The organism is Rhodococcus sp. NPDC057529 (genome assembly GCF_042802055.1).
Lineage (GTDB): Bacteria > Actinomycetota > Actinomycetes > Mycobacteriales > Mycobacteriaceae > Rhodococcus_F.
The window spans coordinates 511,388-537,966 of the sequence record NZ_JBHVEY010000004.1 but is presented as its reverse complement, the minus strand read 5'-3'; the positions used below and the strand labels follow the sequence as shown (position 1 = coordinate 537,966).

General features: G+C 66.3%; 24 protein-coding genes. 11 read left to right on the top strand and 13 right to left on the bottom strand.

The genetic code is table 11. The features are described 5' to 3' along the window. Positions 1-11 precede the first annotated feature (11 nt). Both ACFU5V_RS10865 and ACFU5V_RS10860 read right to left on the bottom strand, forming a co-directional pair. Entirely contained in the window at positions 12-1,151 is a 1,140-nt protein-coding gene (locus tag ACFU5V_RS10865; protein WP_378699041.1) for a serine hydrolase domain-containing protein, read from the bottom strand. A gap of 117 nt (positions 1,152-1,268) precedes the next feature. Further along, on the bottom strand, positions 1,269-3,047 hold the full coding sequence (locus tag ACFU5V_RS10860; RefSeq protein ID WP_378699101.1) for a CocE/NonD family hydrolase: 1,779 nt from the start codon (positions 3,045-3,047) through the stop codon (positions 1,269-1,271). 124 nt (positions 3,048-3,171) lie between these two features. On the opposite strand from ACFU5V_RS10860, the gene ACFU5V_RS10855 reads away from it, so the two are divergent. Then, positions 3,172-3,846: a GntR family transcriptional regulator gene (locus tag ACFU5V_RS10855; RefSeq protein WP_378699099.1), complete on the top strand. Its 675-nt coding sequence runs from the start codon at positions 3,172-3,174 to the stop codon at positions 3,844-3,846. A gap of 72 nt (positions 3,847-3,918) precedes the next feature. On the opposite strand, the gene ACFU5V_RS10850 is transcribed toward ACFU5V_RS10855, so the two are convergent. From ACFU5V_RS10850 to ACFU5V_RS10835, 4 genes are all read right to left on the bottom strand, one after another. Next, a complete protein-coding gene (locus ACFU5V_RS10850) occupies positions 3,919-4,395 on the bottom strand; it encodes a hypothetical protein (protein ID WP_378699039.1) in 477 nt (158 codons plus the stop codon). A gap of 5 nt (positions 4,396-4,400) precedes the next feature. Then, positions 4,401-6,347, bottom strand: coding sequence for a primary-amine oxidase (locus tag ACFU5V_RS10845; RefSeq protein ID WP_378699037.1), 1,947 nt, complete (start codon positions 6,345-6,347; stop codon positions 4,401-4,403). Then, positions 6,344-7,834 carry an APC family permease gene (locus tag ACFU5V_RS10840; RefSeq protein WP_378699035.1) on the bottom strand — a complete coding sequence of 497 codons (1,491 nt, stop codon included), beginning with the start codon at positions 7,832-7,834 and terminating at the stop codon, positions 6,344-6,346. Before ACFU5V_RS10840 ends, ACFU5V_RS10845 begins: the two co-directional genes overlap by 4 nt. 169 nt (positions 7,835-8,003) lie before the next feature. Next, positions 8,004-9,509: an aldehyde dehydrogenase family protein gene (locus tag ACFU5V_RS10835; protein WP_378699034.1), complete on the bottom strand. Its 1,506-nt coding sequence runs from the start codon at positions 9,507-9,509 to the stop codon at positions 8,004-8,006. 419 nt (positions 9,510-9,928) lie between these two features. Here ACFU5V_RS10835 and ACFU5V_RS10830 point away from each other — a divergent pair, with 419 nt between their 5' ends. Beyond that, positions 9,929-11,383 (top strand): APC family permease, encoded by a 1,455-nt coding sequence (locus ACFU5V_RS10830; protein WP_378699032.1) that lies wholly within the window; start codon positions 9,929-9,931, stop codon positions 11,381-11,383. Next, complete coding sequence (locus ACFU5V_RS10825; protein WP_378699030.1) at positions 11,380-12,135, top strand: IclR family transcriptional regulator; 756 nt, start codon at positions 11,380-11,382, stop codon at positions 12,133-12,135. The genes ACFU5V_RS10830 and ACFU5V_RS10825 overlap by 4 nt, the downstream gene beginning before the upstream one ends. A 71-nt stretch (positions 12,136-12,206) precedes the next feature. On the opposite strand, the gene ACFU5V_RS10820 is transcribed toward ACFU5V_RS10825, so the two are convergent. Then, a complete protein-coding gene (locus tag ACFU5V_RS10820; RefSeq protein ID WP_378699028.1) occupies positions 12,207-13,067 on the bottom strand; it encodes an SDR family oxidoreductase in 861 nt (286 codons plus the stop codon). Between the two features lie 153 nt (positions 13,068-13,220). Between ACFU5V_RS10820 and ACFU5V_RS10815 the strand changes: the two genes are divergently transcribed. Together ACFU5V_RS10815 and ACFU5V_RS10810 are read left to right on the top strand one after the other, a co-directional pair. Continuing rightward, entirely contained in the window at positions 13,221-14,078 is an 858-nt protein-coding gene (locus tag ACFU5V_RS10815; RefSeq protein WP_378699026.1) for an SGNH/GDSL hydrolase family protein, read from the top strand. 197 nt (positions 14,079-14,275) lie between these two features. Then, positions 14,276-14,581: a WhiB family transcriptional regulator gene (locus ACFU5V_RS10810; protein ID WP_378699023.1), complete on the top strand. Its 306-nt coding sequence runs from the start codon at positions 14,276-14,278 to the stop codon at positions 14,579-14,581. Positions 14,582-14,645: 64 nt separating this feature from the next. On the opposite strand, the gene ACFU5V_RS10805 is transcribed toward ACFU5V_RS10810, so the two are convergent. Beyond that, positions 14,646-14,927, bottom strand: coding sequence for a hypothetical protein (locus tag ACFU5V_RS10805; RefSeq protein ID WP_378699021.1), 282 nt, complete (start codon positions 14,925-14,927; stop codon positions 14,646-14,648). A gap of 349 nt (positions 14,928-15,276) precedes the next feature. Here ACFU5V_RS10805 and ACFU5V_RS10800 point away from each other — a divergent pair, with 349 nt between their 5' ends. Then, entirely contained in the window at positions 15,277-15,912 is a 636-nt protein-coding gene (locus ACFU5V_RS10800; protein WP_378699097.1) for a response regulator, read from the top strand. Here ACFU5V_RS10800 and ACFU5V_RS10795 read toward each other — a convergent pair. Next, positions 15,890-16,306, bottom strand: a complete 417-nt coding sequence (locus ACFU5V_RS10795; RefSeq protein ID WP_378699019.1) for a LytR/AlgR family response regulator transcription factor — start codon at positions 16,304-16,306, stop codon at positions 15,890-15,892. The two genes, ACFU5V_RS10800 and ACFU5V_RS10795, sit on opposite strands and share 23 nt — an antisense overlap. Positions 16,307-16,358: 52 nt before the next feature. Beyond that, positions 16,359-17,900, bottom strand: a complete 1,542-nt coding sequence (locus ACFU5V_RS10790) for a DUF4118 domain-containing protein (protein ID WP_378699017.1) — start codon at positions 17,898-17,900, stop codon at positions 16,359-16,361. 256 nt (positions 17,901-18,156) lie between these two features. On the opposite strand from ACFU5V_RS10790, the gene ACFU5V_RS10785 reads away from it, so the two are divergent. Then, positions 18,157-18,390 carry a hypothetical protein gene (locus ACFU5V_RS10785; protein WP_043824622.1) on the top strand — a complete coding sequence of 78 codons (234 nt, stop codon included), beginning with the start codon at positions 18,157-18,159 and terminating at the stop codon, positions 18,388-18,390. Positions 18,391-18,586: 196 nt separating this feature from the next. Beyond that, a complete protein-coding gene (locus tag ACFU5V_RS10780; protein ID WP_378699014.1) occupies positions 18,587-20,098 on the top strand; it encodes a PucR family transcriptional regulator in 1,512 nt (503 codons plus the stop codon). Positions 20,099-20,110: 12 nt separating this feature from the next. On the opposite strand, the gene ACFU5V_RS10775 is transcribed toward ACFU5V_RS10780, so the two are convergent. The 3 genes from ACFU5V_RS10775 to ACFU5V_RS10765 all read right to left on the bottom strand — a co-directional run bounded on the left by ACFU5V_RS10775 (position 20,111) and on the right by ACFU5V_RS10765 (position 22,612). Then, positions 20,111-21,091 (bottom strand): PDR/VanB family oxidoreductase, encoded by a 981-nt coding sequence (locus tag ACFU5V_RS10775; protein WP_378699012.1) that lies wholly within the window; start codon positions 21,089-21,091, stop codon positions 20,111-20,113. Next, positions 21,088-21,327 carry a hypothetical protein gene (locus ACFU5V_RS10770; protein ID WP_378699010.1) on the bottom strand — a complete coding sequence of 80 codons (240 nt, stop codon included), beginning with the start codon at positions 21,325-21,327 and terminating at the stop codon, positions 21,088-21,090. Before ACFU5V_RS10770 ends, ACFU5V_RS10775 begins: the two co-directional genes overlap by 4 nt. Positions 21,328-21,559: 232 nt before the next feature. Beyond that, entirely contained in the window at positions 21,560-22,612 is a 1,053-nt protein-coding gene (locus tag ACFU5V_RS10765) for a Rieske 2Fe-2S domain-containing protein (protein WP_378699008.1), read from the bottom strand. A gap of 214 nt (positions 22,613-22,826) precedes the next feature. Between ACFU5V_RS10765 and ACFU5V_RS10760 the strand changes: the two genes are divergently transcribed. The 3 genes from ACFU5V_RS10760 (at position 22,827) to ACFU5V_RS10750 (ending at position 26,540) form a co-directional block, all read left to right on the top strand. After that, the gene (locus tag ACFU5V_RS10760) at positions 22,827-24,353 is read left to right on the top strand and encodes a purine-cytosine permease family protein (RefSeq protein ID WP_378699006.1); all 1,527 of its coding nucleotides are present in this window, start codon (positions 22,827-22,829) and stop codon (positions 24,351-24,353) included. 217 nt (positions 24,354-24,570) lie between these two features. Further along, positions 24,571-25,497, top strand: coding sequence for a LysR family transcriptional regulator (locus ACFU5V_RS10755; RefSeq protein WP_378699004.1), 927 nt, complete (start codon positions 24,571-24,573; stop codon positions 25,495-25,497). 224 nt (positions 25,498-25,721) lie between these two features. Beyond that, positions 25,722-26,540 (top strand): hypothetical protein, encoded by an 819-nt coding sequence (locus ACFU5V_RS10750; protein ID WP_378699002.1) that lies wholly within the window; start codon positions 25,722-25,724, stop codon positions 26,538-26,540. The last annotated feature ends 39 nt before the right edge of the window (positions 26,541-26,579 follow it).

Genomic DNA, 26,579 nt, shown 5'->3' with positions numbered 1-26,579 from the left:
CCTCCCCCGCGTCAGCCCAGTGCGTCGAACGTCGCCGTCGCGTACTGGGCGGTGCGGTCGGACCCGAGCAGTCCCGGACCCATCTTGTTCATCACATACGTCATGGTCATCCGGCGTTCGGTGTCGACGACGACCTGCGAACCGCCCCAGCCACCCCAGAAGCAGATCCGCCCTTCGGGGACGAACGGCACCGACACGGGTGTCGGCAATCCGTAGCCGACGCCGAACCGGATCGGCTGCCCCAGCGCCAGATCCACGCCGTTCGACTGCTCCTCGAAGATGAGGGAGATGGTGTCCGGCGACAGCAGGCGGACCCCGTCGAGTTCACCGCCGCAGGCCACCACGGACTGGATCCGGGCGAGCGACCGGGCGTTGCCCTGACCGCCGGCCGCGCCGTTCTCGGCTCTGCGCCACGCGTCGGACCAGGACGCGGAGGCGTCCGGTCCGGGCCCGGTGAACGTCTTGACGATGACGCTGGCGGGGTCGAGGGACGCCAGGTCGATCGGCAACGGCGGCGGCGGGACCACGTTCGACACCCGGCCGAACTCCGACGGGTCCAATCCGATGTGGAAGTCGGCGCCCAGCGGTCCGGCGATCTCCTCGGCCACGAAGCGGCCCAGGGTGCGTCCGTCGACCCGTCGGACCACCTCGCCGATCAGGTGACCGTAGTTCAGCGCGTGGTACCCGGACGCCGTGCCCGGCTCCCACCACGGAGCCTGGGCGGCAAGTCGTTTCGTCGACTCCGCGAGGTCGAATGTGTCCTCGACCGTGATCGGCTGATCCCACCCCGACACCCCCGAGGTGTGCGAGAGGAGATGCCGGACCTCGACGCGCTCCTTGCCGGCGGCGGCGAACTCGGGCCAGTACTTCGCGACGGGCGCGTACACGTCCAGCAGACCGCGGTCGACGAGCATCAGCGCGGCGAGAGCGGTCACCGTCTTGGTGCACGACCACACGTTGGTGAGGGTGTCGCGCCCCCATTCGGCGGTGTGATCGGGATCGGACCATCCGCCCCACATGTCGACCACCGGCTGTCCGTCAAGGGTCACGACGATCGACGCGCCGAGCTCCTCACCGGAGTCGAGATTGTCCTTCAGTGCGTCCTGCAACGCCGCGAAGCGCTGGTCGCACACTCCTCCGAGCTCGGTCACCTGCGGTTCCTCTCCACCGGCCGACGTCATATTGATATTGACATCGGATTCAACTGCGGGTCCCAGTGTGATCCCGAGGCGGTGTGATGTCAATCACGTGCTGCTCGGGGCTCGTTTTCAGCCCGACACCGGCAGCACCAGCGCCTGCCCCGGGTCGCCCGCGGCGATGGTGACCTGATGCGGCACCAGCCCGCCGCGGAAGCTCGGATCGCCGCCGGCCACCACGAGGCGAACACGGTGCCCCTCACCGAAGCGATGCACGATCGCCGGCATCACGACCTGCACGGGCTCGCCGGGTGCCACCATCCGCACCGGCGCGACCTGCCCGTTGATCAGCGTCTCGGTGCCGTCGGGAGCCACGTCGTACAGCTTGGCGAAGACCACCACCGAGTCCTCGACACCGGTGACCGCGGGTGCGGCGGTGACCCGGACGTCGAGCACCGGCGCGCCGACCACGTCCAGCGGGGCATCGAGGATCCCCGACGACCACTCAGCCTCGGTTCCGGGCTCGACACTCTGCGGGACCGGGGCGTTCGGCCTCGTGTCCGGCGCCTCGCGGTCGGTGGGAAATCCGCCGGGCAGCGTGTTCAGCGTCTGGGCGCCGGCCACGATGCGGTCGCGGCGGTCGGTCAGTGCGCCGTCGCCGGAGAGGTACAGCGAAAAGTCCTGACCCACCGAGACGTCCGAGGATTCGGCGTACGCGGGTGCGGCGTTGCCGGTGTAGTCGACCCAGTTGCGGAAGTAACTGAATACCGGTCCGGTGTCGGCCCCGCTGTCCCGCAGGTAGTGGTCGAACCAGTCGATGATCCGGCCCGTCTCGTACTGGGTGTCCGGGTTCGGGTCCTTCATGTTGATCTCGCCTTCGGCGGGGGTCAGGTTGGAATGCCCCCAGCTGTGCCAGATCATCTTCACGTCGTTGCCCTGCGCCTGCAGCGTCTCGAAGGTGGCCTTCGACTCGTTGAGGTCGAACAGCGTGTCCTGCTGACCCTGCAGCAGCAGCACCGGGATCTTCACGCGATCGGCGTACGACACCACGGAGGACTGCCGCAGGAAGTCGACGGACGCCGGGTCCGGGAAACCCTGCACCGCCGACTGTGCCAGTGCCGGGCAGGCGGGGTCGGCGAAGTTGGGGCACCCCAGGGCCCGCACCGGGTCCTGCGCATAGCCCTCCGCGCGCGGGTTGGTGACGCCGACGGCCCCGAACGTGAGCGACCACACCACCTTCGACGCACCGGGAACCGACGTGCTGACCCCGGACGTCTGGTCGATGCTGTTGGGCGCGAGCGAGTAGCTGAGGTCGTTCCAGGTGATCATCGGGATGATCGTGTCGATCCGTGGGTCCACCGACGCCGCGGCGAACTGCACCGCCCCGCCGTACGACCCACCGATCATCCCCACCCGCGGATCGTTCGCCTCGGCCGTGCCGTGGTGGGCCGTCGCGTCCTGCACCACGTAGTCGAGACCCGCAACGGGAACGGTGTGCTCGGGATCGACGAACGCCATCCCGTCGCGGCCGCCGAGGAAGCTCACCAGTTCACTCGCCGCAACTCCGTCGTACTCGGGATTGTCCATGTGGATCTTGCAGCCCGAACCGCCGAACCCCAGCCCGGAATAGGCGAGCACCGCGTAGCCCCGCGAGGCGAGGAACGAGGCGATACCCGCCTGATCGTTCTTGGAACCGCCGAAGCCGTTGGTGGTGAGGACGGCGGGAACGCGATTCGACACCGACGCCGCATCCGGTTTGTACACGTCCCCGATCACGTCGCACGGCACGTCGCGGTTCGGTCCGACGAAGACCTGGAAATGGAGCGTCGTCTTCGTGAACCCGCCCGCGTCGGCGGTCGCCGGAGCGGCCGCCGCGATCGGTGTCAGGACAGCGGCCGCGGCCACCGCCATCGTCAGCGTCGATCTGCCCACCCTGCGATTCACAGCCCACCCGCCATCCGTCACGCCGTCCGGAGCACCTCCGAAGAGCGTAAACGCTGTGGAACTGTGAACTGTTTATATTTGAGTCGTGGCTATGTCCAAGCGCGCCGAAACGTCACTGCTGACCGACCAGGTCTACGACATGATCCACGAGTCGATCATGAACGGTGATCTGCCCGCCGGTGCCCGCCTGCGGGTGCGAGATCTCGCCGAACAGGTGGGAACGAGCGTGATGCCGGTGCGCGAGGCGATCCGCCGGCTCGAGGAAGCCGGGTTGGCCGAGCGGTCACCGCACAAGGGGGCAGTGGTCAAGGGCCTCACCCTCGCCGAGTTGGTGCACGTCTACGACGTGCGCCGGTTGCTCGAGGTGGAGGCCGCCCGGCTGGGCGCCCAGCGGATCAGCGCTGCGGACAGTACCCGGATGCAGGACGAGTTCGCTCTCATGCGCACCGCCCTCGACGAGCGGCGTGTGGTGGCCTATCTCGACCACGACGAGGCGTTGCTGACGATCCTGTACGAGGCCGCCGAGAATCCCGTGCTGGTCGACACGATCCGCACGCTGTGGCAGCGTTGCCGGGCGTACAAGATCGTCGGCGCCGAGGGCACCGTCGACACGACCGAGGACGACTCGCTGTGGAAGTACCAGCAGCGTCTCGTCGAGGCCGCCCGGGAGCACGACGACGCTGCGGCCGCCGCGGTCAACAACGATTCGCTCCTCGACGCGACCGCGCGGATCAAGACGCAACTCGCGCAGCAGGACGCGGGCTAGACACTCACTGCCCCGGCCTGCCCCCACCACCCCCATGTGAGTGGCAAAGCGTCCCCGGGCACGCTTTGCCACTCACATGGGGGGTTGGTCGAGCCGGCTGCGGTAGAAGAGCACCGTCACGGCGACCACCGCCTCGAGGGCGGCGGTCGCGAGGGCCGCCGCCATCGGGGCCGACATCGCATGCGCCATCGGAGGAGCCGACGCTGCCGCATGCATCGCGTGCCCGTGGTGGCCGCCGCCACCCGAACCGGGACTCATCACGGTGAGGTGCAGCGCGATCATCCCGACGTTCATCATCGCGACCAGCCCCCAGTCCCGCTGCGACCCCCGCATCCACAGGTGCCCCGCGCAGTAGAGGCACCCGAGGATCATCGCGACGGTCACCGCCCCGACCATCGGCGACGCCGCCGCATGCTCACCGAGCGTCGCGGCGTGCAGGCCTGCCGTGGCGACCGCGAGGGCCGCGGCCGCCCGCCGCCACCAGTGGCTGGTGCGGCGGGCGGCCGTCGAGAAGGCCGAAGAAGAGGACGTCGAGAAGACGGTGGTCACGACGTCTAGCCTTCGCAGCAGTGCTTCGCGGTGCTCGCCGGCAGGTCGAGCGCGGGATTGCGGTCGAAGAACCCGACGGGCTTGAGCTTGAACCCGGCGTAGTCGACGGGCATGACCGGCCAGTCCTCGGGCCGGGGGAAGTGCGTCAGCCCGAACGTGTGCCACAGCACCAGGTCTTCGCCGTCGATGTCCCGGTTGCCGGCCACGAACGAGGGCAGACCGGCCTGGCCCGGGTGCTGGTTGACGAAGTCGCCCGCGGGATAGCGCTCGGACTCGTCGTACTGCGTCACCCACAGGTGCTTGGTCGCGAACGCGGCGCGGGCGGCGATCGAACTCGACGGGTCGGCCAGGAGCACCGGCTGTCCCTCGGGGTGCAGCGCGTAGCCGACGTCCTGACCCAGGCGGTTCTGCTTGGTGGGATTGGTGATGTGCCAGACGCGGGCCTTGAGGTTGTCGGCGGTGCGCTGCCCCTCGGATTCGGTGGTCAGCGTGGTCTTCTGGCAGCGGAAGGCATTGCCCCACGGGTTCTCCGGTCCCATCGGGACGGGCACGGCATCCACCTCCTCGACCGTGTTCACGTTACCGTCGACGGCCATGTCGAGTCGAGCGGAGAAGAGGTGCTGGTGGAACGGGGCGCCGAGCCCGGGTGCCATCTGGGTGGAGAATCCCTCCGCGCCGCGGTACGCGGACGTGAAGACGATTCCGGTGGCCTTCGCCTCGAGTTCGATGGTGCCGTCCAGGTAGAGGTACCAGTAGAACCCGTAGTCGTAGTTGCCGATGGTGAGGAAGAACGAGATGACGAGGCGGCGCGAGCGGCGGGTCTCGGTCATGCCGTTGAACATGTCGGTGTGCTTCCACAGGACGCCGTAGTCCTCCTCGTGGAGGCAGATCGCGTTCTTCATCACCCGCGGGTCGCCGGACTCGTCGGCGATGGTGACGTCGAAGTACTGGATCTCACCGAGGCAGTCGCAGCCGAGTTCGAGTGAGTTCGTGTACCGGCCGAACAGGTACTCCCCCTGGTCGAAGTAGTTCTGCCAGTAACGGACCGGGGAGGGATCGGCGTACGGGACCACCATCTCGGCGATCGACGCGCGGTAGATCACGGGCCGTTCCACCCCGCCGTCGTCGAACGAGAGCTGGTGCAGCGTGAGTCCCTCGCGCACGTCGAAACCGAAGCGGAACTTCCAGTCGGCCCAGGTGATCTCGTTGCCGTCGACGGAGAAGCTGGCCCCCTCGGGCTGCGTGATCTCGATCGGCTTGAGGTCGGTGCGGGTGGGTGTCGCGTGCGGCTCGGCATCCCATTCGCCGCGCTCGGCGGGCACCGGGAGTTCGATCTCGTCGACCACCTTCAGGACGCGGCGCTCGGTGAGGTCGACGTAGGCCACCACCCCGTCGATGGGGTGCGCCCACGGCAGGTCCGCCTTGTCCTCCTGGTGGAAGGCGAGGACGCGGACGATGCGGTGCCCGACCTCGTCCTCGTGGCCGAACACACCGGCCGACAGGGGAACCGCCCGGACCTTCGACGGTTCGATGTCGCGCTTGCCCATCGCCGCGAGCCAGTCGGCGCTGCCGAGCAGGAACGCTTCGATGTCCTCGAACTCCTCGTCGAGGATCGGGACGTGGCCGTCGGTGGCGGAATCGACGGTGGCCCTGCTGATCACGCGGTTCTCCGTCACCGACACGACGAGGTCGGTGCCGATGCCGGTGGACCGATCGAGCAGCAGGATCCGGGCGCGCCGCTCGATGGGGTCGCCGGGGGTGAACGCGAGGACCGTGGACTTGTGCGGCTCGGCGAGCGCGACGAACACGAAGCGCACGTTCTCGCCGATCAGCCCCTCATCGGTGAGGAGTGCTTTCGCCGAGCGGATCTCGTCCGCGGACAGCGGAGTGAGCGGGTGATCCGGGGCTGCGGACCTCACGGTGGCCGGGGTCTCGGTGGTGGCGGTACTCATCGTGCGATCTCCTTGTCGAGGACGGTGTCGTTCGTGTGGTGCTGAGGTAGTGCGGTGTCGTGTCGTGCGGCGTGGGGCCGGAGCACTGCGACGGCTGCTCCGCCGGCGAAGGTTCCGACGAGCAGGACCCCGATGACGGCGGCGAGCGTGCTGGACCCGCCGACGAGAAGGGGAAGGTTGGCGACGGTCATGATCAGCAGCGCGGCCAGGCCGACGAGTCCGAGCAGCGGTGCGATCACCGTGTTCCACAGCCGCCGGTCCACCCGGGTCCGGCCGAAGTAGACGAGGACGGCCACGGACGTCAGAGTCATCAGGGCGACGATGCCGACCGAGGAGACCCCGGCGAACCAGGCGAACACCTCGGTCACCGGGTCGAGTCCGGCGACGGCGGACGCGAGGATCAGGACCAGGGCGGACGCCGTCTGCACGACCGACGCAATGTACGGCGACGCATGCTTGTCGTGCGAACGGCCGCAGCCGGCGGGCAGGGCGGCGCTGTTCCCGAGCGAGAAGATGTACCGGGAGAGCACGTTGTGGAAGGACAGCAGCGCCGCGAACAGGCTCGTGATCAGGAAGATCTGGACCAGGTCGCCGGCGATCGCGCCGACGTACCGGGTGGCGGTCTCGGTGATCATGCCCTCGGGGTTCTCGGTGGCGACGGCCACCGCGCCCACGTCGCCCCACGCGCTGACCATCGCCCAGCTCGACAGGGCGTAGAAGCCGCCGATGACCAGCAACGCGAGGTAGGTGGCCCGGGGAATGGTGCGGCCCGGATCGCGGGCCTCGTCACGGAAGACGGCGGTGGCCTCGAATCCGATATACCCGGCGATGGCGAAGATCAGGGCGATGCCGGGCGCCCCGGAGAAGAACTCGCCGGGGTGGAATGCCGCCGTCGAGAATCCCTCGTCACCGCCGCCGCGGAGGATGACGGCGGCGTCGATGACGAGGACGATGCCGACCTCGCAGACGAGCAGGACGCCGAGCACCTTGCCGGACAGGTCGATGTGCCGGTATCCGAGGATCGCGACGACGGCGGTCACGGCCAGGGCCCACACGTACCAGGGAAGTTCGGGACCGCCGTGCGCGGTGACGAAATCGTTGACGGCGGCCCCGATGTATCCGTAGACCGCGCCCTGGACGGCGGTGTACGACAGCAGCGCGAGGAACGCGGAGCCGAGACCGGCATGCCGGCCCAGGCCCTGCGTGATGTAGGTGTAGAACGCGCCGGCGCCGGGGAGGTGCTTGGCCATCGCGGTGAATCCGACGGCGAAGAACAGCAGCACCACCGTGCAGACGAGGTACGACGCCGGATAGGCGGCGCCGTTTCCCGCCGAGATCCCCAGCGGGACGGTGCCGGCGATCACCGTCAACGGGGCCGCCGCTGCGACGACCATGAACACGATGGCACCGGGGCCGAGAGTGCCTGCCAGTCTGCGAGATGCGCCGTCGCTGACTGCACTCGGGTGCGGTGAGGCGTTGGTTGTCATGGCTTCCTTCGACTTTCACGAGGAGAGGGTCTGCGTGGATGCTCCGCGGTGGGCTCCGGAACGAGCATGCGGCGGCGGGTTGTCGGCGCGGTTGCCGAAGCGTCACGGTTCGTCGACGGCAAATGAGAACGCGCGCAAAGCTGTTCTCATTCGGCTCCGGTCACGGTCCCTAGAGCGCGATGTTGACGGACTTGCTCTGGGTATATTCGGCGATGGCGCCCTCACCGAGTTCGCGTCCCCACCCGGACTGCTTGTAGCCGCCGAACGGAAGCGCCGTGTCGAACGCATTGTGGCAGTTCACCCACACGGTGCCCGCCTTGATCTCGGCGGCCACCACGTGGGCGCGGGACACGTCCCGGGTCCACACGCTGGCGGCGAGGCCGTAGGGGGTGTCGTTGGCGGCTGCGCGGACGCCTTCGTCGCGGTTGAACGGCACCGCGACGGCGACCGGTCCGAAGATCTCCTCCTGGTACACGCTGAAGTCACGGCTCACGTCGACCAGCAGGGTGGGCTCGACGTAGAAGCCGGTGTCGCCATGCCGCTGCCCGCCGGAGAGGGCGCGGGCGCCGTCGGCGAGTCCGGCATCGATGTATCCGGTCACCTTGGACAACTGCTCCCCGGAGATCAGCGGGCCGATGTCGTTGGTCGGGTCGAGCCCGGGGCCGATCTTCTGCGACTTCGCGAAATCGGCTACCCCGGAGGTGAATTCGTCGAAGATCCGATCCTCCACGAGCAGCCGCGTTCCGGCCGTGCAGGCCTGGCCGTGGTTGAACAGGAACCCGCTGGCCACGCCCGGGATCGCAGCCTCGAGGTCGGCGTCGGAGAACACGACCTGCGGGCTCTTGCCGCCGAGTTCGAGGGACACCTTCTTGAGGTTCCCCGACGCGGCATTGACGATCTTCTTTCCGACCTCGGTCGAACCGGTGAACGCGACCTTGTCGACGTCGTCGTGACTCGACAGCGCCGCGCCGATGTCGCCGAAACCGGTGAGCACGTTGAACACGCCGTCCGGGACGCCGGCCTCGGCGATCACCTCGGCGAGGAGCAGCGCGGTGAGCGGGGTCTGCTCCGCGGGCTTGAGGATCATGGTGTTCGCACAGGTCAGCGCGGGCGCAACCTTGAACGCGGCCATCACCAGCGGGAAGTTCCACGGGATGATCTGCGCGCACACGCCGACCGGTTCGCGGGTAGTGAAGGCGTGGAATCGGGCTCCGGGCGCCCACGGCACCGACACCGGGATGGTGCGGCCCTCGATCTTGGTGGCCCAGCCGGCGTAGTAGAAGAAGATCTCCGCCGCCCACGTCACGTCGACGGCCTTCGCCACCGCCACGGACTTGCCGTTGTCGATCGACTCGAGCTGCGCGAACTGATCCGCCCGGGCGAGGATTCCCTCGCCGATCTTCCAGAGGATCCGCTGGCGTTCGGCCGGGGTGAGCGCGCGCCACGGCCCCGACTCGAACGCCCGCCGGGCCGCCGCCACCGCCCGGTCCACGTCTTCGATGCCGGCGTGCGGGACTGTCGTGATCACCTGTCCGGTGCCGGGATCGACCGTTTCGAACGTCCGGCCCGACGCCGAGTCCACCCAGCGGCCGTCGACGAACATGCGCTTCGGGGACGACACGAAGTCGACGACCCGGGGGTCGAGGGCGGCGGTGGTGTGAACGAGTGCAGTCATCATGTCCTCTTCGATGGAGTGAACGAAACTGTGAATGAATCCGGCTTCGGCAGAACACTTTTGGCGGGAAATTTCGCCTCGTCGTGCTGTGGCCCGAACCCACGATAAACCCCGGATGTGTCGCCGGTCACTACTAAATCCGGATGGGAATCCGGTCCTGCGGCATTCTCATTCGACTTTTCCGGCCACGGCGGCGGCGATTCTCATTCCGGCTTTCCGGGTTGGCGCAGCTGATCCGCCCTGCACGCGGGCGCAGGCTCCGGAATCGGGAAGGAATCCCGCGGCCATTCTCATTCGAGGTGACCGAAAATTAATTCCGATCGGCGCATCACGCTCGGCTGCTGCGCTAGCGTGCAACTCATGCAGCCCGGCGTCGATCACGCGCGGGCAGGCGAGAAAGTGTGGAGAGCAGGTGCGTGGTGTCCGGTACACCCAGAATCAGAAGTAGATCACCGGTCGCCGGTCTCGAGCGCGCGCGCCTGAGTTTCGTCCAGGTGCTCGGGCAGTCCGTGTCCGCGGTCGCACCGTCGGCCGTGATGGTCACGCTGCCCGCTCTCGTCATCCCCGACGCCGGCCGGGCGACCATCGCGGTGTTCGTCGCCGCCGCGATTCTGATGACGGCGGTCGGCTACTGCGTCGGACAGTTCGCGACTCGGATGGTGGCCGTCAGCGGTCTCTACAGCTACATCGTGAAGGGACTCGGGGCGGTGCCCGGTTTCGGCGGCGGCTGGTCGCTGCTCGTCGGTTATGCGGCCGCCGCCATGGCGAGCACGCTCGGCGCCGCGAGTTACCTCGCGGCGCTGCTCGGCCGAGTCGGACTTCCGACGGGGTCGACGCTCATCGCGGTCCTCGCGGCGATCGTCGGACTGCTCGCCCTGATGCTGATGATCCGGGGGGTGAAGTTGTCGGCGCGGATCATGCTCGCCATCGAGGTCTTCGCCATCGTCGCCGCCTCGGCCGCGCTCGTGGTCGCGTTCGTCCAATCGGTCCGGGAGGGGGCGACCCCGTCGTCGGGCGGCGCGAAGTCGGGGTCCGCGGTCGGGTTCGCCGTACTGCTCGCGATCACGTCGTTCGTCGGATTCGAGAGCGCGGGCACGGTGGCGCGCGAAGCCCGCAACCCGTTCGTCACCGTTCCCCGAGCCATCCGGTGGACCCCGATCGCCCTGGGCGTCCTGTACGTGTTCGCGGCCGCCCTGCAATTGCCGGAACCGGTGCGGCAGGGAGTCGACTCGCTGCCGATCGTCCTCACGTTGCCCGACCCGTCCGGCGCCGGTTCGTCGGCGCTGTCGATCGTCATGGAACTCGGCATCACCGCCTCCTGGTTCGCCTGCGTCCTCGGTTCGACGACAGCACTGTCGCGAACGCTGTTCGCGATGGGCCGCGAAGGGGTGGTCCCGACCGTGTTCGGCCGGACGCACCACCGGTTCCACACCCCGCACGTGGCGCTGACGGTCGCGATGCCGGTGATCGTCGCCGTCCCCGTCCTCTACCTGTTCGTCAGCGGTTCGAGCCGCGACGTCCTGATCGGGCTGCTCGCCGTGTCCGCCCACGGCTACGTCCTCGCGTACGTCCTGCTGTGCGTCGCGACGCCGGCGTTCCTCCGGCGGATCGGCGAACTGACCCGGCTCCCGCTGGTCATCGGCGCGCTGGCGGCGACGGCGATGGTGGCACTGGTCGGGTGGGCGGCGTTCTCGCGGACGTATGTCGCGGGCGCGGCGACCGCGGTCTACGTGCTTCTGATGCTCCTCGGCGCCGCGGTGTTCGCGATCCGCGCCAGGCGATCCCCCGGAATCGGAGAACGGATGGGTGTGTACGACGAGGCCGTGGCCGACGACCTGCTGGGCCGCTACCGCCCGTGGGAGGTCCGCCGGTGAACGCCGACGACAGGGCCCTGTCTGGGCGGCAGCCGAAGGCCGTCACCAGCGCGCTGCGGGTGCTCGAGGAAGTGGCCCGCGCCGGTTCGGGCGTCACGGCGAAGGACATCGCGGCCCGCCTGTCGATGCCGTCGGCGACCACGTACCGGCTGCTCAACATCCTCGTCGGCGAAGGCTATGTGGTGCGGCTCCCCGACCTGTCGGGGTTCGCCCTGGGCCAGAAGATCGGGGTCCTCGTCGACGCCGCCGTGGTGCCCACCGTGTGTGCGGCGGCGCGGGAGGTCCTGGCCGAGCTGCGATTGTCGGTGCGCTTCGGGGTCCATCTCTTCTACTACACCAACGTCGCCGTCCGCACCGCCGACGCCGATCCCGAATACCCGCCGCCGGAGGACGAGTCGTTTCTCAACCGGCACCTCTACGCGTGCGCGGTCGGGAAGCTTCTCCTCGCGGAGAAGTCGGAACTCGAATCCGTGATTCCCCGCTGGGAGCCGCGGGCGCTGACGGCCCGCACGATCGTCGTGCGGAGTGAGCTGCTCGCGAATCTGGATTTGATCCGAAGCCAGGGGTTCGCCACCCAACTGGGGGAGCTGCGGGACGCGTCGGCGTGCGTCGCGGTCCCCGTCCGGTCCGGAACGGGGGCACTCGTCGGCAGTCTGGCGCTGTCGGGGCACGTCGATCACGAACACCTCATGCTGCGGCACGTCCCGTCACTGCGGGAGCATGCGGAACGGCTCGCCCCGCTGATGGCCTGACGTCACGTGGTACTGGCGCTTCGGTCACGCCGCAGGTGAGTGGCAAAGAGTGCCGGGGCACTCTTTGCCGCTCACGTCGACCGCGACTGCCGGGCGAGGCGACGGTCGTATTCGGCACGCCCGGCGGGGTCGACGGCGGTGAGTGCCCGCCGGTCGTCGACCAGCCGACGTCCGAGGTCGAGGAGGCGCTCCGGGACCACGGCGTAGATCAGGTCCCACCCGGCGAGGTAACGGGGCACCGTGGTTTCGGCGCGACGATGCTCGAGCGTCCGGACGATGGCGTCCGCCACGTCCTCGGGGTCGACTGTCGGCATCCCACCGCCCAGCGGCACCCCCGACGACAGCCCGGTGCGCACCGCGCTGGGAAGGACGGTGCTCACGCTGACACCGGCCGGAGCGAACTCGGCGCGGACGGCGGCCGACAGTCCCACCGCCCCGAACTTGCTGGCGTTGTAGACGGCCATCCCGGGCACGGGCAGTTTGCCTGCCATGGATGCGACGTTCACGATGTGGCCACGACCACGCTCGATCATGCCGGGCAACACCGTTCGCATGCCGTGCAGCGGTCCCCACACGTTGACGTTCATCGTCATCCGGCTGGTCTCGCCGGATTCGTCGAGAAACCCGCCGAGCGGCATGACGCCGGCGTTGTTGACCAGCACGTCGATGCGGCCGCGGTCCGCGAGCACGTCGTCGGCGAACTGCCGCCACGACTCCGCGGAAGCGACGTCCACCGTGTACGCGCGGGCGCCGATCGCCGCCGCGGCCTCGTCTGCGACCGCACGATCGAGGTCGCCGATGCACACGGTCGCGCCCCTGGCGGCGAACAGTTCCGCAGTGGCGCGTCCGATGCCCCGCCCTCCCCCGGTCACGACGACGACCGCACCGTCCGGGTCGATCTCGGGGTAGTTCCGTCCGCTGAAGATTCCCATGGTTCCGGAGACTAGCAGTATCTGAGTTACGTCGGTAGCCCGATTTTCTCCGAGTCCGTCGAAGTCAGGCGATATCCGGCGGGCGGAAATAAGATGAGTGATGACGAAAAACCCGCCGGGCCCGCACCATCCGGTCGTCCTCGAAGTGGTCCCGTGAAGCCGGGCCCGTCCTCCGCCCTCGTCGCGTGCGCGGTGGCGCTCGCGCTCCCGTGGTTGCAACCGGCCGTGGCCGACACCGCGCCGGACCACGCCGTCCGGTATGTCGCGTTGGGGGATTCGCGAGCCACCGGGTCGCCGCAGGATCTGCTGTCGATTCGAAACGGGTGCTTCCGCACGTCCGACGCGTACCCGCAGATCGTCGCCGACACCCTGAGCGCGGAATCCTATGTCAGCCGGGCGTGCGCTGGCGCGAAGACCGAGAACATCACGACGACATCGCAATTCACCGTGACCGGCCCGCACCCACCGCAGATCGGGGCGCTCCAGCCGGACACGACGCTCGTCACCGTCAGCATCGGCGGAAACGACATCGCGTGGTCGTCGCTGGTCGAGCCCTGCTACACGCCCGCCCCGGGATTCGACGCGAAATGTCGCTCCGACGCCACCACGGCCCGGCGCATGACCGACGCCCTCACCGTGCTCGGCCCGAAGGTGTCCGCCACCCTGGCCGCCATCGCCGCGAAGGCGCCCGCGGCAACTGCGCTCCTGGTGGGACACGGCGGCATCTTCGGCGACCGCGGCTGCTGGCCCTACATCCCCGCGAGCGACGCCGACGCCGCCTTCGTCGTGCAGTTCTTCGCGAGAATGAACGCCGTTCTCGCCGATGCGGCGCGCGCGAACGGCGCCCGGTTCGTCGACGTTGCCGCCGCCGCGGTGGGGCACGACGCGTGCGCCGGACCCGATCGACGCTGGTTCGAGGGCCTCGTCCCCCGATCGTTCACGATGCCCCTGCACCCCACCCACGAAGGGCACAGAGCGATGGCCTCGCTCATCGTCGCAGCCCTTCCCTGACCAGCGGGCGTCGCGCGCAGGCACCGCTGGACGCCCGACCTGGTGGCACACCCGGGCGCCATCCGGTATACCTTCAAACGGGTCGTACGGTTTGTTATCCGGCAACGGCCGTAACCGATACCGACACTCACATAAAGAAAACGACATCTGTTTCCCGACGCGTGGATCGTCCACGGGCCGGGAACGGAAGGACCGCAGTGCTGTTGGCAGAAACGTCAGAAATACGGGCCCCCGCGGCCGCACCCCACCACGAGGAGTGGCGCGAGGTGGCCGCATGCCGCGGAGTCGCATCGTCGGTGTTCTTCTCCCCCGACGGCGAACGCGGTCGCGCCCGGGCCCGCCGCGAGGCGAACGCCCGGCAGATCTGCGAAGACTGCCCAGTCCTCGCCCAGTGCCGCGACCACGCCCTCACCGCGGACGAACCGTACGGAATCTGGGGAGGCATGACCGAGGCCGACCGCCGACGTCACGCCCGCCGAACCCGTTCCGGCGGGCACCGCTGACCGGTTCCGCACCCGAGGAGTCGTTCCCGAACGTGGATGCGGCCGAATCGAATACGCCCTTGGTCTAGAACATGCCGTGGCCACCGAAACCACCGAAGTGGCCGAACCCGCCGAAGCCCCCGAAGAATGGGCCGGCCTCCGGTCGCTGGGGCCCGTAGGTTCCCGGCCAGCCCCAGGGGAAGCCCGACTGCGGCACGTCGGTCACGGGCGCATCCGGCACGACCCGCGCGGCGGGCGTAGCAACGCTGTCGGTTACCGTTGCCGCGGAGGCGGTTCCGGCGCCGAGGACGATCAGGGGTGCGATTGCGGCTGCGGCGACCGCCGCGCGGATTGCGAGCTTGTACATTGTTCTCACCTTTCGTTTCTCTGGAGCTGTGATCGGGTCGATGATCGAACGACCATTGATGAAAATTCTCGTCCGAACGCGGCCCGGAGTCGCCACCGCCAGCAGGTGGTTGCCGGGGCTGCCAGCCGCAATCCCGGTCTTCCTGGTAGCTGCAATTCCATTACCCGCCGGCGTGTGCAGACCGCGTCGTGGCTTGTCGGCGGGATACCGATGACGTACGCTCGAAGTCGATCACTTCGACGGTGATCGGGCGCTCTCTCTCGGACGACGCGGAAGCTCGGGGTCGACGATGGCCGAATTCCATCCTCCGGCGGCGCGGTCCGAGCCGGCGACGCCACGGGTGCGGGTGATGCTGGCCGAGGACGACGTTCTGCTCCGCGAGGGTGTGGCGAGCCTGCTCGCCCGCTCCGGCTTCGATGTCCTGGAGCAGACGGGCGACGCAACCACCCTCCTCGATTTGGTCCGCACACGGCCGCCCGACCTGGTGGTGGTCGACATCCGGATGCCCCCGACCCACACCACCGAGGGCCTCGACGCCGCCCGGGTGATACGGGACGAGTTCCCCCAAGTCGGCATTCTGGTGCTGTCGGCGCATGCCGATGTCGAGCACGCGATGGAACTACTGGCCAGCGGCCGGGGAATCGGCTATCTGCTCAAGAGCCGCATCACCGACGTCGACGATTTCATCGACACCCTGCAGCGCATCGCCGCGGGGGCCTCCGTCGTCGACCCGGCACTGGTGCAGGAGTTGTTCTCCGCCCGTCGGCGCAACGACCCGCTCGCGGCACTCAGCGCGCGGGAGCGGGAGGTTCTGGCCCTCATGGCGGAAGGACGGTCCAACGCCGGCATCGCCCGCCGACTGTGGGTCACCGAGGGAACCGTCGAAAAGCACGTGCGCAGCATCCTGACCAAACTGAACCTCCCGGAGACCGGCGACGATCACCGACGGGTTCTCGCAGTCGTCACCTTTCTCGAGGCTCGCTGACCGGAGCCGCGAGATCTGCAGGGTCGAGCAGATCCCGGACGGCGTCCGACGACAGCTCGGTCTTCGACACGAATCCCACCGCCGGACTCGCGGAGATCAGGTCGGCCAGGTCCTGCTCGGCGTGCGTGGAAGTCAGGATCACCGCCGCTGCGCACGACTCGTCGAGTCGCCACGCGAGGTCGAATCCGCTCTCCGCACCCAGTTCGACATCGACGAGAACGACGTCGGGCTGCAGTTCCGCGGCCGTCCGCACCGCATCGGCGGTGTTCGTCACCGTGCCGACCACGGGGATGCCCTGCTGCTCGAGCAGTCGCCGAGCACTGTCCAGAAAACACGGGCTGTCATCGACGATCAGGCATCGTGGACGACCGTGCTGCACCACCATGCCGTCCATCGTCGACCCGATCCTCCCGGATACGCATTCCCGCTAGCAGGAAGATCCCCGTTCATTCGCCGGCGACCGGGATGGTGATGTCCAGCGTCGTGCCGTGACCCGGTGGACTCGTCATCCGAAGGTGGCCGCCGAGGGCCTCGACGCGGTCCTGCAATCCGAGGAGCCCGGAGCCCGCGGCGTGCGAGGCACCGCCGACGCCGTCGTCCCGGATCACGAGGTGAAGGATGCCGTCCGCCGTCCTCAGCGACACGGACACCTCGGAGGCCCGCGCATGCTTGGCGGCATTGGTGAGCGCCTCGGCGACCACGTAGTAGGCGGCTACCTCCACCGATTCCGCGAAGCGGTCCTCGACGGAGACGTCGAGGGAGACGGGGACCGCCGAGCGACGCGCCAAAGTCCGTACCGCAGACCCCAGCCCTCCCTTCGACAGGATCGCCGGATGGATTCCGTGCGAGAGTTCGCGCAGATCCTCCGACACCCCCTTCAACCCCGAAGCAATGGCCGACAGCTGTTCCTTCACGTCCACCCATTCGGCAGGCACCGATGCCTCCGTCATTCGCACCTCGAGCCCCAGCGACACCAGTCGCTGCTGAGCCCCGTCGTGCAGATCGCGTTCCAGGCGACGCCGGGCCTCGTCGGAGGCCGCGACGATCCTCGCGCGTGACGCGAGCAGTTCGGCGCGGGTCACCGCATTGGCGATCGCGGTCGCGACGAGATCGGCGAAATCACCGAGCCGCGCCTCGGTGTCCGGTGGCAACGGCTCGGCGCTCCGCGATCCGACGATCGCCGCACCCCACACCCGGGAGTCCACGACGATCGGGACTCCCACAATCGATCCGAAACCCCCCTCGCGAATGCGGGTGGCGACTTCCCCACCGACGTCGTCGTGGTTGTCGATCCGGGCGGCACGGCCGGTGCGGAGAACGATCGCCCCGACGTCGTCGCCCTTCATCGGGATTCTGTCTCCGGTAACGGACATCCCGGTGACCCCGGGCTCGTATCGCACGGCGACCAACGTCCCCGTGCCGTCCCCGTCGTCGCGAAGGAGCACGGCATTGACCACGTGCAGCCAGAGCGCGAGTTCCTCGGCGACCGCGGTGAACACTTCCGGCGGGCTCACCCCGCGCGCCGCCAGAGTCGCCACCCGGCGCAGTGCGGCCTGGTGTGCGGCGAGAATCCCCAGTTCGTCGCGACTGGCCTCGGCCTCGCGCCGGCGCAGGACCGCCTCGGCGGTGCGCAATCTGGCCTGACCGGCCATCAGGTTGGCCACCAGCGCGACCGGGAGGAAGACCAGGACGGCCACCCAGTCGCCGGGTTTGGTCGGAAGCAGAGACCCCGCCACCTGGAGGTGGAAGTAGACGTAGACGACTGCGCTGACCAACGTCGTCATCACCGACAACCCGAATCCCCAGCGCGCCGAGACCACCAGGACGCCGAGCAGGAACACCGCACCGAAGGCGTTCTGCGGCGCGACCGTGTCGAGCTGATGCACCACAACGGTTTCCACGGTGATCACTGTGGCGGCGACCACGATGCCCAGCCACAGCGGAGGGGTGGTCGGGCGCACCAGGAGCGCTGTCAGACGCGCAGGCATTTCTCGCGCGTCTGCATCGAAAGCCCCGAAGCGGGACGCCGCGTCGCGCCGTGACTGCGCTCCGATCGACCACCGTGACCACTGTCGCGTCATCGTGCTTGCTCGGATCAGTCGTGAAGTTCTCGGACAGACCTCGATGTGCATCATATCGAGGTGACCTTCCCCGTCTCGACGGCTTGCTCCCGTTGGTCGGCTGACAGAGGCCGATGTCGCTACGCTGGGCACAGGCCGAAGCAGTAGACCTTGGGAGGACGCGGTGGTAGCCGTACAGATACAGGTGGGTGATCTGGTGCAGGCGTCCGGTCACGCCGGCCCCTGGCTGGTCGTCGAGGTCAGCAAGGGCATGGCTTCACTGCAGCATCCCGACGGACATCGACTGTCGGTCCGGACGACGACGCTGTCGGTGGTGCACAAGGCGACGAGCCCGGCGGGCGAGGTCGAACCACCCGCCCGTGATCAGCCGGGAGAGGCGCCCACGCTCTTCGACTAGTCCGGGTCTCCGCGTCAGGGAGTTACCCGACCGAGAGCAGGTTTCGTCGGAGATCGGGCCGCGCGATCAGGACGCCGAGCTCGAGCGCCTTGCCGAGGGCCCGCCTCGACCGTCGCATCAGCACGGGATAGGCGCTATCGGACTGTGCACATGAACGGCACTTGAAATCCCAGCTGTATGAGTGCACACTTCCGCGATGGCCGTCTACGTGCGCGAGTTCGTCGCCTCACCGGAGTTGGGTCTCGTTCCCCTGAACAGCATGGCGACCAGCGGCGATCAGGACCCGGTCACCTGGGTTTCGACCACGGAGCTCGACGACCCCTCCCAGTTTCTGCGCGGAGGGGAGGTGGTCCTCACAACCGGCGTCCATCATGAGAGCGCGGCACAACGAGAAGAGTTCGTTGCGCGGCTGGCCTCCGTCCCGATCTCGGGCCTGGGCTTTGCAACAGGATTGGTGCACAAAAGTGTGCCGCCGGAAGTGACAGCCGCCGCCGACGCTGCAGGACTCGCCCTCTTCGAGGTGCCACTTTCCACCCCATTCATCGCCATCAGCCGATGGTTCGCCGATCGCCTCTTCGAAGAAAAATACGACCTCATACGGCAGATCACCTTCGCGCAGAAGGAGTTGACCAGTGCACTGGTGAACGACCTCGGGCTGACATCTCTGGTCCGAAAACTGCGCGAGATACTCGGCGCGCCTGTCGCGGTTATCGACGTACACGGTCAGGTCCTCGCAAGCCATCCTGCACGGAGGAAGTGGCCGGCCATCACGGAGCTCCGATCGATTGCCATCGAACAAGCCGATCATGAACTGCCCGGTGCTGAGCCACTGACCTCGGCCGCCGTGGAGATCGAGGGGGTTGTGGTCGCGTATCTCTGTGCTGCGACGTCTCCCGAGCGCAGTCCAGTCATCCCATTCGCTATCAGTCTCATCGGATTGGAACTCGCACGTCGCCAGGCGGTATTGACCGGGAACCGAGAAATGCTGGGGCAGGTGCTCGAAGACATCATCTCCGAACACCTACCTCCGTCGGAAGCCGTCCGACGCCTTGCCCTCCACGGACTCGACGTCGACTCGAGTTTCCGAGTACTGATCGGCCGAGTGGACTGCAGCACCGTGCGGCTGCGCCGGGTGCCGTGGAATGTGCTCGATTTGACCGGCGAGCATTCCAGCGAGCAATTCGCGGCGTTGATCGGCGAGGCTGTGGTCGTGATCAGCCCCGAAGATCGCGATCCCGCGGAGTCCTCGACTGCCTTGTTCGAAGCCCTCTCCCAGTTGGGGCCGAACGCTGCGGTAGGCGTCAGTGGAGTGCACCGAGGAGTGCATGGTCTGCGGATCGGACATTTCGAAGCCGGCACGGCCGTTGCGCGTGGTCCCGGCCGGCACGGTCAGACAAGCGTCGAACCGCTGACACTTGCGGGGTTGCTGTTGAGCAATTCGACCGTTCCTGTGCGCGACATCGCAATGCACACCCTTGCGCCACTGATCGACTACGACAACAGCCGCAACGGAGACTTGATCAAGACGCTGAAGGTGTACCTGGAGACCGATTGCTCCCCCAGTCGCGCGGCGCGGCTGCTCTTCATCCACCGAAACGGCATGCAGTACCGGCTCGAGCGAATCGCAGAACTGACCGGGCGCAATCTCGCATCGTTCGATGATCGTGCTCACTTGTGGTTGGCCCTGTCCGCCATGGAGATGCCCTGAGTCAAGGCTTCCTCAGATATCGAGAACCAGTTTCGCTCCTCGGGATCGGCCGACGCAGATCATCATGGTGTCGTTCGCTTCCCGCTCGGCGTCGCTGAGCAGGGAGTCCCGGTGTTCTGGTATGCCGGCAAGGACCTTGGTTTCGCAGGTCCCGCAGATACCCTCGAGACAGCTGGTATCTGGTGTGATTCCGGCTTCCTCGAGCGCTTCCACGATGCTCGACTGCGGTCGGACATGGACGGTTATTCCCGAGCGAGCCGCCTCCACCTCGAAGCCCGACCGGGGTGCACTGTCACTGGAGTCTGCTTTCGGAGCGAATCGCTCGACTACCAGACTGCCTTTCGGCCAATGCGCCGAAGCCCGTGTGACCGCGTCCAGCATCGGGGTCGGCCCGCAGCAATAGATCAGGGTCTCGGGCTGTGGTTCTCGCAAGATTGCTTCGAGGGGCAGCATGCCGTGGGCGTCTTGCGGGGTAACCCTCACCCGTTCGGACACTTCAGATCCTGATTTATTTTCCAGTGCCGCTAGTTCGGACACGAACGCCATCTTCGACAGACTGCGTCCGCCGTACCAGAGTTGCCATTTTGCCGTCGCCGCTGTTGCCTCGCGAATCATCGGCATGATGGGTGTGATGCCGATACCTCCTGCGAGAAACAAGTATCTATCGGCAGCGCGGAACTCAAAGTTGTTTCGAGGCCCGGCCGCGCGCAACACATCACCCGGCCGGATGCTGTCGTGGACCGCGGCGGAGCCACCTCGGCCGCCGGCGACCCGCAGCACCGCGATGCGCCATGGCGCACCAGCCTTGGAATCGCTGCACAGTGAGTACTGCCGCACCAGTCCACCGGGCAGGTGAAGATCGATGTGGTCGCCCGGTGACCAGGTCGGGAGTGGACGGTGATCGGCGGACTCGAATTGTGCTGATACGACGTCGTCGGCCTCCCATCGAAGCTGCAGTACCCGCAGCGTCAATGGCTCGTCTGATTGTGTCATGGGACCCACCTGAGATCGGAGCCGGCTGTGCGGCGCAGGCGAAATCGCGCGATCCTGATGTTCGCGTGATCAGCCGAAACCAATTCGACGAGCGACGGGTCGTCACCTTCGAGGATCAAGGCGTCTCCGGGCCCGATGCGTCGTCCGCCCTCGTAGACGAGGCCCGTGATACCGACAAGAATCCACATCTCTTGCTGCGGCCGATCGAAACACATCGTTCCCACAGCGTCGATCATGTCGACCTCCGCAGCAATGTCACGTCGATGATGGCGTAGACGCAGGTGCCGATTCGCTCTCCACTCGAGCAGGGGCCCGTCGAGTACCCTGATCGCGACGTCGGCCTGAGCGCGTCCGCTCGGACTGGACTGCGGCTGCCTCCGTATGTGGAGATCCCACAGCCAGGGCTCGGGCCTGCGGCTGTCGGGACTGGCCGCGATCTCCGCGCCGCTGTCCACTGGGCGGTGCACCTCACGCGTCAACAGCAGCCGCATGCCGGTCCCGCTTCGGTTCGGTGAGTTCGGCATCGAGCAGTTGCTGCATCATCCGCCGTGCTCGTGCAACTCCGGCGTCCTGGGCGATCAGCACGTCACTGCCACTGGCATGGCCTTCGGCCAACATCCGTTCCTGCTTTGCCAATGCGTCCGCATCCTCGGCAAGTACCTGGCTCAACGAACTCCGCATCAGTGCGTTGATGTCGTCGTCGCCCAGGGCGAAGTCACGGAAATTGCCGTAGAAGTACCATGTGGAGTTCTCGGTCGCGGGGGTGATCGCATTGAGTACTTCGATGTGGTAGCCGGACTCTCGCGAGGCACCGGGAGATGTGACGCCACAATGGATGACATGCAGAGAGGGCAGCCTGAATTCGGTTGTGTGCCATCGATCCATTGGCGGCTGAACTCCCATCGCGGTGACGTACAGATCGGACGGGTGGCAATTGGGCATGAACCGGTCGACCACTACCGCGTCCTTGGTCACCTCCACCGTGATGCCGTTTTCGTACACCGCGTCGTCGCCGATCGATGTCTCGTGAATGAACGCCTCATGGGTGAGATCGAGGAGGTTGTCATGGACCAGCGACGATCGACAGTCGTACAAGTGAGTGAACGTCACGCCGTCCCACTCCGGCGCGGTGAGCCACGGCGTATCGGGTATCGATCCGGGGTCCGCCGCACCCTCGCCCGCAGTGTCTCCCGGCCAGATCCAGATCCATCCGTTCCTGAGCACGACGGGATACCTGCGAACACGTGCTTTCGCCGGCACGGTCTTCTGTCCGGGCACGCGCTGGCAGACGCCATCGCTGTCGTATTCGAAGCCGTGGTAACCACATCGAATCCTGCCGTCCACCAGCTGACCGGACGACAGCGGGTACTGCCTGTGTGCACAGGCGTCGGCCAACGCCACCACCTCATCACCTGATCTGAACAAAACGATCGCTTCGCCGCAGATCATGCGCTGAAGCGGTTTCCCAGCGCTGACCTCGTGGCTCCAGCCTGCGACGTACCACGCGTTCTTGATAAACATTCGACCTCCAATTCGGGCGTCTCTGCGACGTTAAGCAAGAGCGGAGGCGAAGACACTGTGCAGATATCCAGAAATAGCCACAACTGCCGTTCGATTGCATAGTGACCTGCGCCGCACAGCCGGGGAGGGTGTGAGACGACAGCGAAGGACCGTGGTCTTTCCACACATCTCGATGCACCCTTGACTGGAGGGGTGTGCGGCAGAAGGGCAGCTCATGACAGACCATCGACCCTCGACCGAGGCGACCCTCACGGTCGAGCGGCGGACGATAGACGTGATTCCCGACAACGAACGGCATGGAACTGCGCGCAGCCAATTCACCCTGTGGTTCGGCGCGAACATGCAGATCACCGCAATCGTGGACGGCGCTCTCGCGGTCATCTTCGGAGCAGACGCCATCTGGGCGATTGTCGGATTGCTCATCGGGAACCTCCTCGGGGGCGCAGTGATGGCACTGCACTCAGCACAAGGCCCCAGGCTGGGTCTACCTCAGATGATTTCGAGCAGGGCCCAGTTCGGTGTCCTCGGAGCATCAGTTCCGCTGATCCTGGTTGTGCTGCTGTGCCTCGGATTCGCGGCCACCGGAACGGTGCTCGCCGGCCAAGCCGTCAACGCACTACTGCATATCGACGACCCCACCGTCGGGATCATCCTCTTCGGGGCGTTCACCGCGATCGTCGCGATCACCGGTTACAAGCTCATCCACATCATCGGCAAGATCGCCACCGTCGTCGGAATCGCCGGTTTCAGCTATCTCGCGATCCGCCTGTTCGCAAACTACGACGTCGCTGCCTTCGTCGGAGTCAAGTCGTTCGACGTCGCCACCTTCCTGCTCGCCATCTCGCTGAGCGCCGGATGGCAACTGACCTTCGGGCCCTACGTCGCGGACTATTCGCGATACCTGCCACGCACAACAAGCGAACGAACCACGTTCTGGTCCACCTTTGCCGGAAGCGTCATCGGCTCACAATGGTCAATGACCTTCGGCGCACTGATCGCAGCAGTGGTCGGTCCCACCTTCATCAGCAATCAGGTCGGTTTCATCGGAACACTCGCCGGCCCGGCGACGGTCGCGATGTTGATGTACTTCGTGATCATCGTGGGAAAGCTGACCGTCAACTGCCTCAACGCCTACTGCGGATTCATGTCGATCATCACCGCAGTCACCGCTTTCACAGGCCAAACCCGCATCTCCAGACTCACACGCGTCCTGTTCATCACCTCCTTCACCGCCACCTCGGTGGTGATTGCTCTCTTCGCCAGCGCCGATTTCCTGAACAACTTCAAGAACTTCGTCCTTCTACTGTTGACGGTTTTCGTGCCATGGAGTGCGATCAATCTGATCGACTACTACCTCATATCCAAAGAGCGCGTCGATATTCCGGCCCTGTACGACAAAGCGGGCCGCTACGGCAAGTGGAACATGACCGCACTGACCTGCTACCTGGTCGGTGTCGTCGTCCAGATCCCCTTCCTCGCGCAATCGCTGTACACAGGTCCCGTGACGGAACTACTCGGCGGGGCCGACATCTCATGGATCGTCTCACTGCTGGTCACAGGACTGGTGTACTACCCCGCCGCCCGCCGGACCAGCAACCCACCCGCGCACATGATCTACCCCGCCGACCTGACCATGGTCGCCGAGAAGCCCCGCGACCAAGCACCGACTCCAGCGGTCGCCGCCACCGGGCCCGACTTCGCCGCCACACGCGGCGCCGGCTCACCTGACCTCTCGCAGTAGGCCTCCAACTGGTCACGATACCGCGCAACCCACCAGCCGGTACTCGATCCCGATTGCGAAAGCCGATGTTCCACAACAATAATGCACATCCGCGCCGATCAACATTGGGCCCGCTGCACACCCCGGCAGGGAGACCTTCGGATGGGCGAAAGCAGCAACCTTCATCCAGCGCGATCATCAAGCCACTGCTACTCGGTGCGTTAACTAGACTCACGGTATGAAGAAGTCGCTGTGGAGTTCGATTGAGTTGCGGCACTTCATCGCGCTTGCCGAGGTCGGGAGAACGGGCTCGTTCACAGCTGCTGCCACGTCACTCGGCTACACGCAGTCCGCGGTCAGTCAGCAGATAAAGCGATTGGAAACTGTTGTCGGACAGCAGCTGGTAGAGCGTTCGGGTGGCGCACAACCAGTCGCGCTGACTACCGCGGGACAAGTACTCGTCTCACATGCCGAAGCGATCGAGGCACGTCTGGCCAGTGCGGAAGCAGATCTCCAAGCGCTGAGAGACGGAGTCGCGGGGCACCTGAGACTCGGAAGCTACGAAAGTGTCGGAGCACGGATCCTCCCGCACGCACTGAAAGAATTTTCGACCCAGTGGCCGCATATCCAAGTCGTACTCGAAGAGCACGACGACGACGAGATACTTCTCAGCCACGTCGAACGCGGTGAACTCGATCTGACGTTCATGGTGTTCCCTCTGATCCCCGGCCCGTTCTCAGCCACGGAACTGCTCGAGGATCCCTACGTTCTCGTTGTCTCCGATGATTCTCCGCTGTTGCACGAGGACCTGCCCCTTCGGCTCGATCGCCTGTCCGAGTTGCCACTGGCCACCTACGGTGAACTGCGTGATGTCCACGGTATCGCCGCGCGACTCGGGCGTCCGAGTTTGAGCAGGCAGGTGATACTCCGAAGCAACGACAACGGGACGATTCTCGGCATGGCCGCCCAGGGACTGGCCGTTGCCGTGATGCCCCAGCTCTCAGTGGACCCGTACCAGCCAGGAATAAAAGTCCTCGAACTGGAACGCGTGAGTCCTCGTATTGTCGGGATTGCCTGGCACAACGGTCGCCGCGTCACGCCGGCAATGAAGGCCTTCATCGACGTGGCAACCACCATCGCGGCGCAAATCAAATCGAGACGTTGACCGAACCCCGCTCGTGCGGCCCCGTCCCGGGGAGACGCGTGCACACGTCCTTCGGCCGCAATACCCCATGACCGGCCGTAGTTGGATTCTTTCGACTTTCCCTGAGAAGAATCAGTAATGGGGGTCAGTAAAATTCGTCGCTTGCGCCACGTGACGGGCATCACCAATCATTAGCAGGCAAGCACGAATCCAGTTCTTAGAAAGGCGACTTGATGTCCCGTGAGATGCTGTCGGCAACCGACGAAGCGGAAAAGGTCTCCGAATTCATCGACCTGAATCGCTATCCAATTCACCGACTCGAAACTCCTGAAGGCCAGAGCCTGCTCGAGAAATGCCAACGGGAATTGCGCACTCGTGGCGCATGCCAGCTGGACGGATTCCTCCGTCCGTATGCGGTCGAGCGCCTCGTTGCCGAAGCCCTCGGTAAGGCTGACTCCGCGTACCGGACCGATGACACGCACAACGTCTATTTCGAGACAATCCCCGACTCGGTCGCCGACGACGACCCGAGGGGCATGCGGCAGCATTCCTCCAAACTCACGATCGCCTGGGATCGCATCGACCAGGACTCCCCCCTGCGCGCCGTCTACAACTGGGATGCCCTGACCAACTTCATCGGGCAAGCCCTCGAGATGCCCCAGTTCTACCGCTACGACGACACGCTGGGAGCCTGCTCGGTAGCGTTGTTCGAGAAGGGCGATGAGCTGGGTTGGCACTTCGACCGATCCCACTTCGCCGTGACGCTGATGCTCCAGCCCACCGATGCCGGCGGTGAGTACGAGTACTTCCACATGCTGCGGACACCCGGGGACGAGAACGAGCAGGGCGTTGTCAGTCGCCTCAGGGGATCGAGTGAGGGCGTCATCCGGCTCGCGAACGAACCCGGAACGCTCAGCCTCTTCCGGGGCCGCTACTCCATGCATCGCGTCAAGCCCGTACTCGGCGAGACAACACGAGTGAACGCAGTGTTGGCGTACTCGGAAAAGCCGGATGACAAACTCAACTCACTCACTCAGAGCTTGTTCTACGGACGAACCACCTAAACTTCCGAATATCGAAGCATCAAATGGGGGCTCGGAATT